Source organism: Microbacterium sp. OVT16B (assembly GCF_019969705.1).
GTDB lineage: Bacteria > Actinomycetota > Actinomycetes > Actinomycetales > Microbacteriaceae > Microbacterium > Microbacterium natoriense.
Window position 1 is genome coordinate 338,271 of the sequence record NZ_JAHXZA010000001.1, and the last position, 15,696, is coordinate 353,966.

Here is a 15,696-nt window from a genome sequence, read left to right on the forward strand (position 1 = left end):
ACGGGCGCGGGGAGTCAGTGCGCAGTGGCGACGCCGACGGCGTCGTGCACGATCACGGCCGCGACGCGGGCTCCGGCGCCGGCCGCGACGATGAGCTGCTGGGGTCCGGGGGCGGCGGCATCCCCCGCGGCGTAGAGGCCGGGCACGTCGGTGCGCCCTGAGCGGTCGGTGACGAGGTGCCCGTGCCCGTCGACCGCCGCGGTGAAGCCGTCGAGGAACGAGAGGTCGGTCTCCCACGCCGGCCGCACGAACCCGCCGCCGACCCTGATCACCTGACCGCCGTCGAGACGGATCGCCTCGAGCCTGCCCCGTTCGCCCACGAGCTCGGTGATCGGTTGCCGCAGCACGGCGATCCCCGCGGCGGCGAGCTCGGCCTCCTCCGTCGTCGTGACGGCGTCGGAGCCGTTCGTGAAGACCGTGAGGCTCTCGGTCCAGCGGGCGATCAGCCGTGCGCGATCGGCGAGGTCGGCGGACTCCCCGATGAGCGCGAGGCGTCGACCGCGCAGCTCCCATGCGTCGCAGGCCGCGCAGCTGAACAGGCTCATGCCGTAGAAGCCCCGCAGGTTCGGCACCTCAGGCAGCGTCTCGCGCAGGCCGGTGGCGAGCAGCACGGCGCGGGTGCGGACCGTCTCCGTGGCCTCCGTGCGGCCGATCCCCGCGGCGAACCCGTCGTCCGTCTGCGTCAGCGAGGCGACGCGCACGCGGGAGCGGATCTCGACGTTCGGGTAGGCGGCGAGCTCCGCCCGGGCGAGCTTGCGCAGCTCGTGCGGGGGCACGCCGTCGCGGGTCAGGAAACCGTGCGAGTTCAACGTCGCCGCGTTCCGTGGGCGATCGGCATCCACGACGAGCACCCGCACCAGGGACCGGCCCAGGTTGAGGGCGGCGGAGAGGCCCGCAGGGCCCCCGCCGATGATCAGCACGTCGTACGGAGCCGTCTCAGCCATGCGCACCCTCCTGTGGGGGAAGGGCGGCGACCACCGGGTGGTCGAACGCGGAGACGCCGACCTTGGCGGCGCCGCCGGGCGAGCCGAGCTCATCGAAGAACTCCACATTCGCCTTGTAGTAATCCTGCCACTCCTCGGGCAGGTCGTCCTCGTAGTAGATCGCCTCCACGGGGCACACCGGCTCGCAGGCGCCGCAGTCGACGCACTCGTCGGGGTGGATGTAGAGGGAGCGCTCTCCCTCGTAGATGCAGTCGACGGGGCACTCGTCGATGCAGGCGCGATCCTTCACATCGACGCAGGGCAGCGCGATGACGTAGGTCATCGGACGAGAGCGCCGTCGCGCGACACCGCGACCTGCTCGTCGCGGGGCACGACCTTCACGCGCTCGCGGGCGTGCCGGTGCGTCTCGCCGAGGCGCCGCTCGTGGGCGTCGAGGGCCAGCCACCCGTCCCAGGTCGTGTACTCGGCGCCGTCCGCGTCGAGCACGTCGAGCACGTCCTCGTCGGAGGCGGGGTCTGCGAGCAGCCCGGCCTCCGCGTCCGCCACGAGGTGCGTGATCGTCTCCAGCGCGTCGGACTTCGTGTGCCCGATGAGGCCGACGGGTCCGCGCTTGATCCAGCCGGTCGCGTACAGGCCGGGCTCGTCGGCCACACGGCCGCCGTCGTTCGGCACCACGCCGCGCGCCTCGTCGAACGGCGCATCGACCACACGGGTGCCGTAGTACCCGACCGCGCGGTACACGGCCTGCACGGCGTAGTCGCGGAACTCACCGGTGCGCACGAGGGCGCCATCGGCATCCGCGCGGGTCCGCTCGAAGCGGATGCTCTCGACCCGCCCGTCGCCCTCGATCGCGACGGGGGCGTGCCAGAAGTGCAGGTGCAGTCGGCGGGATGCCGTGCCCGCCGGGCGGTCGCGCCAGCCGTTCAGCGTGCGCAGCATGACCTTGAGCTGGTTGTTCGTCGCGGCTGCCGGATCGACGCCGTCGAAGTCCTCGTCGTGCAGCACGATGTCGACGTCGCGCACCTCGCCGAGCTCCCGCAGTTCGATGGGCGTGAACTTGATGTCGGCGGGGCCGCGGCGCCCGAACACGTGCACGTCGGTGACCGCGGAGGACTCCAGACCCGCCAGGACGTTGTCGGGCACCTCGGTCGTGCGGAGGTCCACGGCGTGCTTCGCGAGAACCCGGGCGACGTCGAGTGCGACGTTGCCGTTGCCGATCACCGCCACAGACGACGCGTCGAGAGGCCAGGTGCGCGCGACATCGGGGTGACCGTCGAACCACGCCACGAAGTCGGCGGCGCCGTAGGAGCCGGGGAGCTCGACGCCGGGGATGTCGAGGGCCGCATCGCGGATCGCCCCGGTCGCGAGGATCACCGCGTGGTAGCGCTCGCGGAGGTCGTCGAGGGAGACGTCGCGGCCGACCTCCACGTTGCCGATGAAGCGGATCGTGCGCCGGGTGGGCGCGGGGTCCCCGTCGTCGACGACGGGGAATGCGTCGAGCATCTCGTGCAGCGAGTTGACGATGCCCTTGATGCGCGGGTGGTCGGGGGCGACGCCGTAGCGGATGAGGCCGTAGGGCGCGGGGAGCGATTCGAACAGGTCGATCTCCACGCGGCCGGAGCGCTCGGCGACGGCGTTCGCGAGGAGGTTGCCCGCGTAGATGCCCGCGGGGCCGGCGCCGACGATCGCGACGCGCAGGGCCAGCGGGCGCGGCGAAGACGAGGAGACGGGGGTCGTTGACATGGCGGATCTTTCGGTGCGGGTGCGGGTGCGGGTGCGGGTGCGGGTGCGGGTGCGGGTGCGGGTGCGGGTGCGGTCAGCGGTTGAGGGAGGTCTCGACGACCTGGACGAGTCCGGTGTCGACGGCGAGCCCCGCGATGAGGGCGTCGCTCCAGTGGGTCCTGGGAGGCTGCGAGGAGATGGTCACGGATGCCGCGGCGTGTGGGCTCAGCCGCACGACGTCTCCCACCACGATCACGGCGGGGGAGCGCACCTGGCGGGAGGCCGCGAGCGAGGCGATCGTCCCGAGGGTGCCGATCGTGATGCGCTGGCTCTCGCCGAAGCCGTCTTCGATGATCGCGACGGGGCAGTCGTCGCCGCGGGCGCCGGCGGCGAGAACGTGGGCCGAGTGCCCCAGCGTGTTCACCCCCATCAGCAGCACGACGGTGTGGTCGGAGCCACCGGGGATGCGCTCGATCTGGTCGTGCGCGCTGACCACGGTGAACGAGGCCGCCAGGCCGCGATGGGTGAGCGGGATGCCGGCGACGGCGGGCACCGAGACGGCGCTGGTCACGCCGGGCACGACCTCGACCGTGACGCCGGCCTCCTCGCAGAACAGCTGCTCCTCACGGCCTCGGCCGAAGACGAACGGATCGCCGCCCTTCAGGCGCACGACGTCCCGACCCTCGCGGGCCAGGGAGACGAGGAGGTCGTTGATGCCGTCCTGGGGCACCGGGTGGTGGCCGGGGAGCTTGCCGACGTCGACGACCTCCGCCGTCAGCACGACGCCCTCCTCCGCGAGCTGCTGCAGCACCTGCCGCGCGCCGAGGCGGTCGGCGACGATGACGTCGGCATCCTGCAGCGCCCGCAGGCCGCGGAGCGTGAGCAGGCCGGCGTCTCCCGGTCCCGCCCCGACGAGGGTCACTCTTCCGGTCATCGTGCACCTCCGAGGAGCAGTCCGCGATTGCGCAGCATCCGGCGCTCGAGCGGGGCGAACAGGACCAGCTCGATGACGATGCCGATCGCGAGGATGAGCAGGATCGTGCCGAGCACGCTCGCGAGGTCGGCGAGCTCGCGCGACTGGTTGAGCATCGTCCCCAGCCCGAATCCCATCGACCCGCCCATCGTGATGATCTCGGCCGCCATCAGGGAGCGCCACGAGAACGCCCACCCCTGCTTGAGGCCCGCGAAGTACCCGGGCAGGGCGGCGGGGAGCGTCACCGCGGTCGCCAGCTGCCAGCGGCTCGCGCCGAGCACGATGCCGACGCGACGCAACTGCGGCGGCACCTGGTCGATGCCGGAGAGCAGCCCGTTCACGATCGAGGGGATCGCCCCCATCAGGATCACGAAGTATGCGGTGCCGTCGGTCAGGCCGAACCAGATGATCGCGGCGGGCACCCAGGCCACGGAGGGCAGCACGGTGAGTCCAGAGATGAGCGGGCCGGCGGCGCGACGCAGCAGCTTCCACTCGGCGAGCAGCATCCCGAGCGCTGTGCCGCCCACGATCGCGATGAGGAAGCCGATGACGCCGCGTTCGAGGCTCGTGAGCACCGCCTCCTGCAGGCGACCCGACTCCCACGCGTCGCCGAGCGCCGAGGCGACCGCGAGCGGGCTCGGAGCCTTGTCGGGGCGGGGGTTCGCGATGACGACGTAGAGCTGCCAGACGGCGAGCAGCACGACGAGCAGCGTGACCGGAGGCAGCGTCTTGGCGAGCACGTCGCGCCACCGCGGTGTGCGCTGCACCTCGTCGGACTGCAGGCGGTCGAGGCCGGTCGACAGCGTGCGCAGGTCGCTGTACGCATCGCCGCTCGCGGTGTCGTCCGCCGGGCGGAAGACGGTGGTCTCATGAGGCATTGCGGGCGATCTCCTTCCGCAGCTCGGCGGTGATCTCGGTGGCGAGGGCGGCGACCTCGGGCGACTCGATGCGGCGCCCAGAGGTGTTCGCGATGCGCCACTCGCCGGCGATGCGACCTGGGCGACTGGAGAGCAGGATGACCCGCTGGCCCAGTCGAGCGGCCTCTCGCACGTTGTGCGTGACGAACACGATCGTGCGGCCGGTGGCCCGCCACACGCGCTCGAGCTCCTCGTGCAGCAGGTCGCGGGTGATGGCGTCGAGGGCGGCGAAGGGCTCGTCCATGAGCAGCACGGCGCGATCCTGCGCGAGGGCGCGGGCGAGGGCGACGCGCTGGCGCATGCCGCCGGAGAGCTCGTGCGGCCGCTTGTCGGCGGCCTCGGCGAGGTTGACGGTGCCGAGCAGACGCTCGGCCTCCGCGCGTCGGTCGCCCCGGGGCACGCCGCGCAGTCGCAGCGCGAGCTCGACGTTCTGACGGGCGGTGAGCCACGGCATCAGCGCGGACTCCTGGAACATCACGGCCGCGCCCCCGTCGGGGGTCTCGATCCCGCCGCTGGTGACGGGCTCGAGCCCCGCGACGAGGTTGAGCAGCGTCGACTTGCCGCAGCCGGAGGCCCCGAGCAGGCAGATGAACTCTCCGGGGGCGATGTCGAGGGAGATGTCGTCGAGGACGACCGGCCCCGAGCCGTAGCGCTTGGTGACGTGCGAGAGGCGCACCGCGGGGTCGACGGAGGGCGCGGGCGCGGCCAGGGGGGTGACGCCGTCGAAGCTCGGCGTCAGCCTGGGTGCGGATGCTGGCAGGGGAAGGTCCCTGAGCCCGCCGAAGGGCCCCGCGGGCGCGCTCATCAGTCCTCCCCGAGACCTGCGGCCGAGACGGTGTCCTCGCCGGCCTTCTTCAGGAGCGCGTTCAGCGGCGTCAGATCGAACAGCCCGTCGATCGAGCCCTTCTTCTGCGTGCCGGCGGCCAGCCCGTTCTCCACGAGCTTCGTGAAGGTCTCGGCGTGCGGGTCGACCGTGAACGTGACGTTCTCGAGTGCGCGGGCCAGCACCTCATCGGAGAGCTTCTTGCCCGTCGCCTTCTCCAGGGCGTCGTTGATGACGGCCGGGGCCTTGTCGGCGTGCTCGTCGAGCCACTGCACCGCGGCGATGTGCCCCTCCAGCAGCTCCTCGACGATCTTCGGGTGCTCCTCGGCGAAGTCCTTGCGCACGAGCAGCACCGTGGTCGGGAACGCGCCGTCGGGCCAGAGGTCGGCCTCGTCGACGAGCACGTGGGCTCCCGCCTCGACGACCAGTCGCGACACCCACGGCTCGGGGAGCCAGGCGCCGTCGAGCTGCCCGTCCTGGAACAGCGTCAGCGTCTGCGCGTTCTCGGTGGGCGTGATGGCGACGTCGCCCCCGCCGGAGGTCGAGGTCTCGAAGCCCTCGTCTGCGAGCCAGCTGCGCAGCGCCACGTCCTGCGTGTTGCCGAGCTGGGGCGTCGCGATGTTCTTGCCCTTGAGGTCCTCCGGCTTGTCGATGCCGTCGCGCACGACCAGCGCCGCGCCGCCCGAGGTCGCTCCGGCGATGATGTTCGCCGACTCGCCGCCCGACTGGATGAACGTGTTGATCGCCGGGTTGGGCCCGATGTAGGTGGCGTCGATCGCCCCGGCCGAGAGGGCCTCGATCGCGGCCGGTCCGGCGTTGAAGACCTCCGTCTTCACGTCGACGTCGCCGAGAGCATCCTGGAACAGTCCCTCGGAGAGCCCGACCAGCGCCGGAGCGTGCGTGACGTTGGCGAAGTAGCCCAGACGCACTTCGGCGAGGTCGTCCTTCGCGGCGTCTGACGCGCTCGGCGCGGCGGATGCCGAGGCGCAGCCGGCCAGCATCATGGCAGCGAGTCCAAGGGCTGTGAGTGCGGTGGTCCTGCGGGTGATCTTCACGGTGTCGCCTCCTTAGCGAGTGGTGGGGTGGTGCGGGTCAGTCCCCGACGACGGTCGCTGCGGCCAGCGTCGCGCCGTCGGCGGGGTGGATGAGCACGAGGGAGCCGCCGGAGCGGCTCTGCTCGTACGGTTCGAGGGGGAGGTCGGCGGCGAAGCGCAGACGCACGCGGCCGATCTCGTTGACCGCGAGCGCGTCGGCGTCGAGGTGGCCGAGCGTGTCGAGGTCGCGGCGGTCGATGACCTCGGACACGAGCGCCTGCACGGTCAGCGTGCCGTGCTTGACCAGCACCCTGGCGCCCGCGGTGATCGTGCGCGGATCGAGCTGGAAGAGCTCGACGACCGCCTCCCGGCGCCCGGCGGGAACGGTGCCGGATGCCGCGATCACGGCGCCCCGTGCGGCGTCCAGCTCATCGGCGAGCGTCAGCGTGACCGACTGCGGAGCCGTCGCGGCATCCGCCTCCGCCCCCGCGACGTGGATGCCGGTGACCGTGGTGGCGTGCCCTCCGGGGAACACCTCCACGATGTCGCCGACGCGCACGGAGCCCGCGGAGATGCGGCCGGCGAATCCGCGGAAGTCCCGGTAGCGTTCGGCGTCGTCGGCGCTCACGGTCGGCGAGAGGCCGCCCTGGGGGCGCAGCACGAGCTGCACGGGAAGGCGGAAGTCCGAGGCCGCGGCCTCCGACTCGTCGATGGTCGGGAGGGTCTCCAGCAGCTCGATCAGCGTCGGCCCCTGGTACCAGGGCGTGCGCTCCGACCGGTCGACGATGTTGTCGCCTTCGAGCGCCGACACCGGCAGCACGTGGATGCCGGTGAGGCCCAGCTGCTCGGCGACCCTGGCCGCCTCGATCTCGATCTCCACGAAGACGTTCTCGTCGAAGCCTGTGAGGTCGATCTTGTTCACCGCGATGACGACGTGGGCCACGCGCAGCAGGGAGACCACGGCGAGGTGACGGCGGGTCTGCTCCACGATGCCCTTGCGGGCGTCGACCAGCACGATCACGGCATCCGCGGTGGCGGATCCGGTGACCATGTTGCGCGTGTACTGCACGTGGCCGGGGCAGTCGGCGAGGATGAAGCTGCGCCGATCGGTCGCGAAGTAGCGGTAGGCGACGTCGATCGTGATGCCCTGCTCGCGCTCGGCTCGGAGCCCGTCGGTGAGGAGCGCGAAGTCGAAGTCGCCGTGCGCGAAGCCGCGCTGACGGCTGGTGGCGGCGACCTGCTCCAGCTGGTCGGCGAGGATCGCCTTCGCGTCGTGCAGCAGTCGGCCGACGAGCGTGGACTTGCCGTCGTCGACGGAGCCGGCCGTCGCGAAGCGGAAGAGCGTCTGCTCTGCGGTCATAGCGGTCATCAGAAGTACCCGTCCTTCTTGCGATCCTCCATGGCGGCCTCGCTGATCCGGTCGTCGGCGCGGGTCGCTCCGCGCTCGGTGAGGGTGGAGCGCTGCACCTCGGCGACGACGGATGCCGTGTCCACGGCATCCGACTCCACCGCACCCGTGCAGCTCATGTCGCCGACCGTGCGGTAGCGCACCGTGCGGCGAACGACGTCTTCGCCGGTGCGCGGCTGCGAGAACTCGCCCACGGCCCACCACATGCCGTCGCGACGGAAGACCTCGCGCTCGTGCGCGTAGTACAGGGGAGGGAGGGCGATGCCCTCGCGCTCGATGTAGTTCCAGATGTCGGTCTCGGTCCAGTTCGAGATCGGGAAGGCCCGCACGTGCTGTCCGGGGAGGTGGCGGCCGTTGTACAGGCTCCACAGCTCGGGGCGCTGGTTGCGCGGGTCCCACTGGCCGAACTCGTCGCGGAGCGAGATGATGCGCTCCTTCGCCCGCGCCTTGTCCTCGTCGCGGCGGGCGCCGCCGAACACGGCATCGTGCTTTCCCGCGGCGATCGCGTCGAGCAGCGGCTGCGTCTGCAGCGGGTTGCGGGTGCCGTCGGGGCGCTCGGCCAGGCGGCCGTCGTCGATGTAGTCCTGCACGCGCGCGACCTCGAGGTCGATGCCGAGGCGGGCGACCGTCTCATCGCGGAAGGCGATCACCTCGGGGAAGTTGTGGCCGGTGTCGACGTGCAGCACGGGGAACGGCACCTTGCCCGGCGCGAAGGCCTTCGCCGCGAGGTGCAGCACCACGACGGAGTCCTTTCCGCCCGAGAACAGCAGCACGGGGCGCTCGAACTCGGCGACGACCTCGCGGATGATGTGGATGCCCTCCGCCTCGAGCAGGTCGAGGGCGCTCAGCCCCTGGGTCCGGGTGGCGACGCTCATAGGTGGAGTCCGCATTCTGTCTTGGAGAGCCCGGCCCATCGGCCGGAGCGTGGGTCTTCGCCGGCGGCGACGGGCTTCGTGCACGGCGCGCAGCCGATCGACGGGTAGCCGTTCGCGATCAGGGGGTTCACCGGCACCGCGTTCACGGTGGCGTAGTCGATGAGGTCGTCGAAGCTCCACGCGGCGACCGGGTTGACCTTCACGAGGCCGTTGCGCTCGTCCCACACGATCAGCGGGGTCTCGGCGCGCGTCGGCGCCTCCTCGCGGCGCACACCGGTGAACCACACCTCGTACTCGCCGAGCGAGCGCTGCAGCGGCTCGACCTTGCGCCGCGCGCAGCACAGGCCGGGATCGCGCTCGAACAGGTTCGCGCCGAACTCGGCATCCTGCTCGCGCACGGTCTGCTCCGGCTTCACGTCGACGATGCGCACGTCGAGCTCGCGCTCCACCTCGTTGCGCGTGAACGTGGTCTCGGCGAAGTGGTAGCCCGTGTCGAGGAACAGCACGTCGACACCGGGGAGGCCCTGCGCGACGAGGTGCGGCAGCGCGGCATCCGCCATCGAGCAGGCGACGGCCGCCTGCGAGACGTCGAAGTTCTCGGCGATCCAGGCGACGACCTCCGCCGGCGTCGCCTCGTCGGGCTGCCGACTGCGCAGCTCGGCCGCCCCGCGCTCGGCGAGGGCGCGCAGCTCGTCGACCGAACGCCGGGGAGGTCGCGCGGAGCGGATGACGACCGGAGTGCTCACTGCAGCGCCTCCTCGTCGGCCCTGTGCGCCCACTGCGCGAAGCTCTCGGCCTCCTCGCGGTCGGCGAGGTAGCGGCGGATCACCCGCTCGGCGTAGTCGGCGATGCCGTCAGCGGCGACCTTGAGGCCGCGCACGGTGCGTCCCAGACCGGCCTCCTCGCGGTCGACGCCCGCGAGGCCGCCGCCCAGGTGCACCTGGTAGCCGGGGACCTGCTCACCGTCGATCGACACCAGCTGGCCCTTCAGCCCGATGTCGGCGATCTGGATGCGGGCGCACGAGTTCGGGCAGCCGTTCACGTGCAACGTGATCGGGCGGCCGATCTCCGGCTCGAGCGCACCGAGGCGCTCCTCCAGCTGACGGATCGCATCGGCCGCGTTCGCCTTGGTCTCCACGATCGCGAGCTTGCAGTACTCGATGCCCGTGCATGCGATGGTGCCGCGGCGGAACAGGCTGGGCCTGGCCGAGAGCCCGAGGGCGTCGAGGCCGGCGACGAGGCTCTCGACCCCGTCCTCCGGCACGTCGAGCACCAGCAGCTTCTGATGCGGGGTGGTGCGGATGCGCTGCGATCCGTGCTGCTCCGCGAGGTCGGCGAGGGCCGTCAGCGCGCTGCCGGAGACGCGGCCGACGAGGGGAGCGGCGCCGACGTAGAAGCGTCCGTCCTTCTGCCGGTGGATGCCGACGTGGTCGCCGATCGTCGTGGGCTTGGGGGCGGCCGGTCCGTCGGGGAGGGGAGCGTCGAGGTACTCGGTCTCCAGCACCTCGCGGAACCTCTCGACTCCCCAGTCGGCGAGCAGGAACTTCAGGCGGGCCTTGTTGCGCAGGCGGCGATAGCCGTAGTCGCGGAAGATCTGCGTGACCCCGTGCCACACCTCGGCGACCCGCTCGGGGGCCACGAACGCGCCGAGGCGCTCGCCGAGCCGCGGCACCACCGAGAGCGCGCCGCCGACCCAGATGTCGTAGCCGATGCCGAGCTCTGGATGCTCGACCGCGACGAACGCGCAGTCGTTGATCTCGTGCACCACGTCCTGGCTCGGGTGGCCGGTGATGGCGGTCTTGTACTTGCGGGGGAGGTTGGCGAGCGACTGGTCGCCCACGAAGCGCTCCGCGATCTCGAGGATCTGCGGGGTGGGGTCGATGATCTCGTCCGCGGCGATGCCGGCGACGGGAGAGCCCAGGATCACGCGCGGCACATCGCCGCACGCCTCGGTCGTGCTGAGCCCGACCTCTTCGAGACGGCGCCAGATCTCGGGCACGTCTTCGACCTGGACCCAGTGCAGCTGCACGTTCTGACGGTCGGTGAGGTCGGCGCTGTCGCGGGCGAACTCGGTGGAGATCTCGCCGATCACGCGCAGTTGATGGGTGGTGAGCTGCCCGCCGTCGATGCGGACCCGCAGCATGAAGTACTCGTCCTCGAGCTCATGCGGCTCGAGCTGGGCCGTGCGGCCGCCGTCGATGCCGGGCTTGCGCTGCGTGTACAGGCCCCACCAGCGGAAGCGCCCGTGCAGGTCGGTCGGGTCGATGCTCGCGAACCCGCCCTGCGCGTAGACGTTCTCGATGCGCTCGCGGACGTTCAGGCCGTCGTCGGCGAGCTTCCACTCCTCGTTCGCGTTCAGCGGCTCCGTGCCGTCGACCGCCCACTGCCCGTGGGGTTTGGTCGGAGTCCTCGTGGTGCGCGTGCGGGCACCACGGATCGGCGTCGGCTGCTGGATGGTCATGAACGGCTCCCTGGGATGGCTTCGCATCACGGTAGGGAGTTGGACGGTGTTCAAGAACCTTGGACGACATGTGACGTCAAGGATCGTCACACAGCGTCATGCAGCACGGAATATGCCCGCAGGGTCTGGTGCGGGGCGACGTTCTGTGCTGTGCAGCCGGCGGATGACGGCGGCGGTGCTCAGAAGCGGGCGGCGGCGTCCTCGTAGCGCGCGACCACCAGATCGACGAGCGGCTGCGGCACGGGCCCGCCGTCGAGCAGAGGGAGGCTGAGGGCGCGGCCGTCGCCCTGCTGCACGGCCAGATCGTAGAAGTAGCCGCGGGCGAGGAGGAAGGTCGCCACGGGGGAACCCGGATGCTCGCGCAGCGCGGTCGGCAGATCGGGGTCACGCGCGGCGAGGTAGGCGAGCGCGACGTCGCGGCCCAGTCGCTCGGCGAACAGGGACGCCATGCCCTCGGCATCCGTGAGCGAGCGGGGGTCGCGGGATCCGGCGACGGCCAGGACCACGGGGCCGCCCGCGGCCGCGTCGGCGGTCGCCGCGAGGCGCTCCGCGAGCACGTCGGCGAGCCGCGCGTCTGGTCCCAGGGGGTCGGCGACGACGGCATCCGCCCGCTTCGCCGCGATGCCGTGCAGATCATGGTGCACGTGGAAGCCGCTCGACAGCAGCAGCGGCACGATGACGAGCTGTCCGCCGATCGCGGGGGCGAGGTCGGCCGCATCGGGCTCCTGCACGTCGACGTACGCCTCCCGCACTTCGACGTCGGGCAGCGCCGCGCGTACTTCGGCGACGAGGGCGGCGATCGCGGTCGAGCCGTCGGCATCCGCGGTCCCGTGCGAGACGGCGAGCAGTGTCGGTCGGGGCATGCCTGAGACTCTAGCTCCCGCTCTCCTCGGCGCCGGGATCGGTCAGGGATGCGGCTTCATGGGCGGGGGAGCAGCATTGGTGCCCGGTCATCGGCTCTCGTCGAGAGCAGGGAGGGCGATCTGCGCGTCGAGGAGCGCCCGGCGCAGCGGCAGGACGCCGGTGAAATGGTGCGTCGTGATGCCGAGCTCGTCCGCCCCGGTGAGCTTGGACGGGGAGTCGTCGGTGAAGAAGACCTCCTCCGCGCGGAGCTCCAGGGCATCCAGTGCGTGCTGGAAGGCGCGCGGATCCGGCTTGGCGTAGCCGATCTCGGCGGAGTTGACGATGCCGTCGAGGTGGGCGTCGAGCCCGCTGTCCCTCAGCTCCCGGGGGATGGTGTCGGTGCCGTTGGTGAGGATCATGCAGCGGATGCCGGTGGCTCTGAGCGCGTCGATCACCGCGAGCACCTCGGGGTCGAGGCGGAACGGCGTGCGTCCCCACTCCTCGGCGGCGGCGGGAGCGGTTCGCTCGGCGATGCGCGCGATCCATTCGGCGCGGGTGATGCGCCCGGTCGTGACCTCTTCGATGAGAGGGGAGGCGAAGGCGACGCGCGCGATGTCGCCGTCGTCGAGGCCGTGTCGGCGTTCGAGGTCGGGGTCGTGGTCGAAGTGGCGCACGACCCCGTCGAGGTCGAAGAACACGGCGCGGATCATGGACCCATCCTGCCCTGCCCCATCCTCGTTCAATCCCGCCGGGATCGGTCAGAAACGCAGCTTCGTGAGCCTCGGGAGCAGCACTTCTGCCCGATCATCGCGGTTCGGGTGTCAGAGGACGTCGGCGGACGAGAGCCAGGAGCGCATCACAGTGCGGAACTCGGCGGGCTGCTCGACCCAGGGGTAGTGACCGCAGTCCCGGATGAAGGCGACCTCCGCGCCCAGCGCCGCCGCGTAGTCGCGGACGGGCTGCACTCCGGTCAGATAGTCGCGGTCGCCGCCGATCACGAGCGTCGGCGGAATCCGCGCGGCACGCACCTGCTCGACCGCGTCGGCGGGGATGCCGGTGAACCAGGCGCTGGTCGCCGCGAGGCTGACCGAGCCGATCGTCGCGTGAGCCTGTTCCACCGGAGACCAGTGAGCGTAGGTCGCGGGGGTCTGGCGGAGGAAGGCGGCGGTGAACTCCGACTCCGTGGCGGGGTCGTCCTCCTGCAGCGCATCGATGGCCGCCGCGACCGCGGGGTTCGTGCGATCGAGCGGAATCGAGTCGCCGTCGTGCGGCGTCCCGGTGATCCAGGTCGCAGGCGGCGTGATGAGGGCCATGGATCGGATCCGCCCGGGGAAGCGCGTCGCCGCTGCGAGGGCGAGCCTGGTGCCGGCCGAATGGGCCACCACCTGCGCGTGCTCCAGCCCCAGGGCGTCGATGACGGCGATCACGTCGTCGGCATCCGTCCACCATCCTCGGGACACGTCGGTGCTGCCGGGGACGCCCCGCGGGTGCAGCACGACGATCGGGCAGGTGTCTCCGAGGCCGGCGAGGTCGCCGAGGTAGGCGGGGTCGCGACAGGGCCCGCCGGGGAGGACGACGACCGGATCCCCGGTCACCCGTCCGATCCGCGAGAGGGCGACGGGCAGGTGGGCGAGGTCAGCGCTCATGCGTCCAGCGTGGCAGAGGAGCATGGGCGATCGGCATCCGCGGTTCAGGGCAAAAGTTGAGCCGATTCATATCAAGTTTGTTTGACAGCATCCGAGCGTCGGAGTACAGTTGAGTCATCGCGACTCAGGTTTCTCTGGTCGCCGCAGGTTTTTCAGATCACCACACACTTCGAACACAAGGAGAGAACACATGGCACGTGCTGTTGGAATCGACCTCGGAACCACGAACTCCGTCGTCAGCGTCCTCGAGGGCGGCGAGCCGAAGGTCATCGCCAACGCCGAGGGCTTCCGCACGACCCCGTCGGTCGTCGCGTTCACCAAGGACGGCGAGGTGCTCGTCGGTGAGACCGCCAAGCGCCAGGCCGTCACCAACGTCGACCGCACCATCTCGTCCGTCAAGCGCCACATGGGCACCACCTGGGGCTTCGACGTCGACGGCAAGAAGTGGACGCCGCAGGAGATCTCCGCGCGCATCCTCATGAAGCTCAAGCGCGACGCCGAGGCCTACCTGGGCGACACGGTGACGGATGCCGTCATCACCGTCCCCGCGTACTTCAACGACGCCGAGCGTCAGGCCACCAAGGAGGCCGGCGAGATCTCGGGCCTCAACGTCCTGCGCATCATCAACGAGCCCACCGCTGCGGCCCTCGCCTACGGCCTCGACAAGGGCAAGGAGGACGAGCTCATCCTCGTCTTCGACCTCGGCGGCGGAACCTTCGACGTCTCCCTCCTCGAGGTGGGCAAGGACGACGACTTCTCCACCATCCAGGTGCGCTCGACCGCCGGTGACAACCGCCTCGGCGGCGACGACTGGGACCAGCGTCTCGTCGACTACCTGATCAAGCAGTTCAAGGAGACCACGGGCGTCGACGTCTCGGGCGACAAGATCGCCCTGCAGCGTCTCAAGGAGGCGGCGGAGCAGGCCAAGAAGGAGCTCTCCTCCTCGACCTCGACGAGCATCAACCTGCCCTACCTGTCGCTGACCGAGTCGGGTCCGGTGTCGCTCTCCGAGACCATCACGCGCGCGAAGTTCGAGGACCTCACGAAGGACCTGCTCGACCGCACCAAGAAGCCCTTCGAAGACGTCATCCGCGAGGCGAACATCAAGGTGGCCGACATCGACCACATCGTGCTCGTCGGCGGATCGACCCGTATGCCCGCCGTGGCCGAGCTCGTCAAGCGCGAGACCGGCAAGGAGGCCAACAAGGGCGTCAACCCCGATGAGGTCGTCGCCGTCGGCGCCGCTCTGCAGGCCGGTGTCCTGAAGGGCGAGCGCAAGGACGTCCTCCTCATCGACGTCACCCCGCTGAGCCTCGGCATCGAGACCAAGGGCGGCATGATGACCAAGCTCATCGAGCGCAACACGGCCATCCCGACCAAGCGCAGCGAGACCTTCACCACGGCAGACGACAACCAGCCGTCCGTCGCGATCCAGGTCTTCCAGGGCGAGCGCGACTTCACCCGCGACAACAAGCCGCTCGGCACCTTCGAGCTCACGGGCATCGCTCCGGCTCCCCGCGGCATCCCGCAGATCGAGGTCACGTTCGACATCGACGCCAACGGCATCGTGCACGTGTCCGCGAAGGACAAGGGCACCGGCACGGAGAAGTCGATCGTCATCTCCGGCGGCTCGTCGCTGTCGAAGGAGGACATCGAGCGCATGGTGCGCGAGGCCGAGGAGCACGCCGCAGAAGACAAGGCGCGCCGCGAGGCCGCCGAGGTGCGCAACCAGGCCGAGACGCTCTCGTACTCGATCGACAAGCTGATCTCCGAGAACGAGGACAAGCTGCCCGAAGACGTGAAGACCGAGGTCAAGGCCGACGTCGACGCGCTCAAGACGGCACTGGCCGGCGACGACGACGAGGCCGTGAAGACCGCGTTCGAGAAGCTGAACCAGTCGCAGTCCAAGCTGGGCGAGGCCATCTACGCGCAGTCCCAGGCTGAGCCCGCACCGGGTGCAGCCGAGGGCGAGGCCCCCGCGGGCGATGCCTCCTCCGACGAGGACGTCATCGACGCCGAGGTCGTCGACGACGAGGACGAGAAGAAGTAA

Annotated in this window: 15 protein-coding genes; 1 reads left to right on the plus strand and 14 read right to left on the minus strand. The window is 70.8% G+C overall.

Going from position 1 to position 15,696, the window contains the following annotated elements; all coding sequences use genetic code 11:
* Positions 1-14: 14 nt before the first annotated feature.
* The 14 genes from LC438_RS01640 to LC438_RS01705 form a co-directional block, all read right to left on the minus strand.
* Positions 15-944 carry an NAD(P)/FAD-dependent oxidoreductase gene (locus tag LC438_RS01640; protein ID WP_105677071.1) on the minus strand — a complete coding sequence of 310 codons (930 nt, stop codon included), beginning with the start codon at positions 942-944 and terminating at the stop codon, positions 15-17.
* A complete protein-coding gene (gene fdxA, locus LC438_RS01645) occupies positions 937-1,266 on the minus strand; it encodes a ferredoxin (protein WP_105677072.1) in 330 nt (109 codons plus the stop codon). The genes LC438_RS01640 and fdxA overlap by 8 nt, the downstream gene beginning before the upstream one ends.
* Entirely contained in the window at positions 1,263-2,687 is a 1,425-nt protein-coding gene (locus LC438_RS01650) for an FAD-dependent oxidoreductase (RefSeq protein WP_223585631.1), read from the minus strand. Before LC438_RS01650 ends, fdxA begins: the two co-directional genes overlap by 4 nt.
* A gap of 73 nt (positions 2,688-2,760) precedes the next feature.
* Complete coding sequence (gene cobA, locus LC438_RS01655) at positions 2,761-3,600, minus strand: uroporphyrinogen-III C-methyltransferase (RefSeq protein WP_223585632.1); 840 nt, start codon at positions 3,598-3,600, stop codon at positions 2,761-2,763.
* Positions 3,597-4,517 carry an ABC transporter permease gene (locus LC438_RS01660; RefSeq protein WP_223585633.1) on the minus strand — a complete coding sequence of 307 codons (921 nt, stop codon included), beginning with the start codon at positions 4,515-4,517 and terminating at the stop codon, positions 3,597-3,599. The genes cobA and LC438_RS01660 overlap by 4 nt, the downstream gene beginning before the upstream one ends.
* Positions 4,507-5,361: an ABC transporter ATP-binding protein gene (locus LC438_RS01665; RefSeq protein WP_223585634.1), complete on the minus strand. Its 855-nt coding sequence runs from the start codon at positions 5,359-5,361 to the stop codon at positions 4,507-4,509. Before LC438_RS01665 ends, LC438_RS01660 begins: the two co-directional genes overlap by 11 nt.
* Positions 5,361-6,434 carry an ABC transporter substrate-binding protein gene (locus LC438_RS01670; protein ID WP_223585635.1) on the minus strand — a complete coding sequence of 358 codons (1,074 nt, stop codon included), beginning with the start codon at positions 6,432-6,434 and terminating at the stop codon, positions 5,361-5,363. Before LC438_RS01670 ends, LC438_RS01665 begins: the two co-directional genes overlap by 1 nt.
* 37 nt (positions 6,435-6,471) lie before the next feature.
* Positions 6,472-7,782: a sulfate adenylyltransferase subunit 1 gene (locus LC438_RS01675; protein ID WP_223585636.1), complete on the minus strand. Its 1,311-nt coding sequence runs from the start codon at positions 7,780-7,782 to the stop codon at positions 6,472-6,474.
* Complete coding sequence (gene cysD, locus LC438_RS01680; RefSeq protein WP_223585637.1) at positions 7,782-8,696, minus strand: sulfate adenylyltransferase subunit CysD; 915 nt, start codon at positions 8,694-8,696, stop codon at positions 7,782-7,784. Before cysD ends, LC438_RS01675 begins: the two co-directional genes overlap by 1 nt.
* Positions 8,693-9,442 carry a phosphoadenylyl-sulfate reductase gene (locus LC438_RS01685; RefSeq protein ID WP_223585638.1) on the minus strand — a complete coding sequence of 250 codons (750 nt, stop codon included), beginning with the start codon at positions 9,440-9,442 and terminating at the stop codon, positions 8,693-8,695. The genes cysD and LC438_RS01685 overlap by 4 nt, the downstream gene beginning before the upstream one ends.
* Positions 9,439-11,157 (minus strand): nitrite/sulfite reductase, encoded by a 1,719-nt coding sequence (locus LC438_RS01690; protein WP_105676410.1) that lies wholly within the window; start codon positions 11,155-11,157, stop codon positions 9,439-9,441. The genes LC438_RS01685 and LC438_RS01690 overlap by 4 nt, the downstream gene beginning before the upstream one ends.
* A gap of 179 nt (positions 11,158-11,336) precedes the next feature.
* Positions 11,337-12,020 (minus strand): sirohydrochlorin chelatase, encoded by a 684-nt coding sequence (locus LC438_RS01695; RefSeq protein WP_105676408.1) that lies wholly within the window; start codon positions 12,018-12,020, stop codon positions 11,337-11,339.
* A gap of 87 nt (positions 12,021-12,107) precedes the next feature.
* A complete protein-coding gene (locus tag LC438_RS01700; protein ID WP_223585639.1) occupies positions 12,108-12,710 on the minus strand; it encodes an HAD family hydrolase in 603 nt (200 codons plus the stop codon).
* 111 nt (positions 12,711-12,821) lie between these two features.
* The gene (locus tag LC438_RS01705; protein ID WP_223585640.1) at positions 12,822-13,646 is read right to left on the minus strand and encodes an alpha/beta fold hydrolase; all 825 of its coding nucleotides are present in this window, start codon (positions 13,644-13,646) and stop codon (positions 12,822-12,824) included.
* Positions 13,647-13,836: 190 nt separating this feature from the next.
* Here LC438_RS01705 and dnaK point away from each other — a divergent pair, with 190 nt between their 5' ends.
* Complete coding sequence (dnaK, locus tag LC438_RS01710; protein WP_105676404.1) at positions 13,837-15,696, plus strand: molecular chaperone DnaK; 1,860 nt, start codon at positions 13,837-13,839, stop codon at positions 15,694-15,696.

Coding starts and splice junctions, on each gene's coding strand:
- LC438_RS01640 (WP_105677071.1), bottom strand. CDS start 944: ATGGCTGAGACGGCTCCGTACGACGTGCTGATCATCGGCGGGGGCCCT.
- fdxA (WP_105677072.1), bottom strand. CDS start 1,266: ATGACCTACGTCATCGCGCTGCCCTGCGTCGATGTGAAGGATCGCGCC.
- LC438_RS01650 (WP_223585631.1), bottom strand. CDS start 2,687: ATGTCAACGACCCCCGTCTCCTCGTCTTCGCCGCGCCCGCTGGCCCTG.
- cobA (WP_223585632.1), bottom strand. CDS start 3,600: ATGACCGGAAGAGTGACCCTCGTCGGGGCGGGACCGGGAGACGCCGGC.
- LC438_RS01660 (WP_223585633.1), bottom strand. CDS start 4,517: ATGCCTCATGAGACCACCGTCTTCCGCCCGGCGGACGACACCGCGAGC.
- LC438_RS01665 (WP_223585634.1), bottom strand. CDS start 5,361: ATGAGCGCGCCCGCGGGGCCCTTCGGCGGGCTCAGGGACCTTCCCCTG.
- LC438_RS01675 (WP_223585636.1), bottom strand. CDS start 7,782: ATGACCGCTATGACCGCAGAGCAGACGCTCTTCCGCTTCGCGACGGCC.
- cysD (WP_223585637.1), bottom strand. CDS start 8,696: ATGAGCGTCGCCACCCGGACCCAGGGGCTGAGCGCCCTCGACCTGCTC.
- LC438_RS01690 (WP_105676410.1), bottom strand. CDS start 11,157: ATGACCATCCAGCAGCCGACGCCGATCCGTGGTGCCCGCACGCGCACC.
- LC438_RS01695 (WP_105676408.1), bottom strand. CDS start 12,020: ATGCCCCGACCGACACTGCTCGCCGTCTCGCACGGGACCGCGGATGCC.
- LC438_RS01700 (WP_223585639.1), bottom strand. CDS start 12,710: ATGATCCGCGCCGTGTTCTTCGACCTCGACGGGGTCGTGCGCCACTTC.
- LC438_RS01705 (WP_223585640.1), bottom strand. CDS start 13,646: ATGAGCGCTGACCTCGCCCACCTGCCCGTCGCCCTCTCGCGGATCGGA.
- dnaK (WP_105676404.1), top strand. CDS start 13,837: ATGGCACGTGCTGTTGGAATCGACCTCGGAACCACGAACTCCGTCGTC.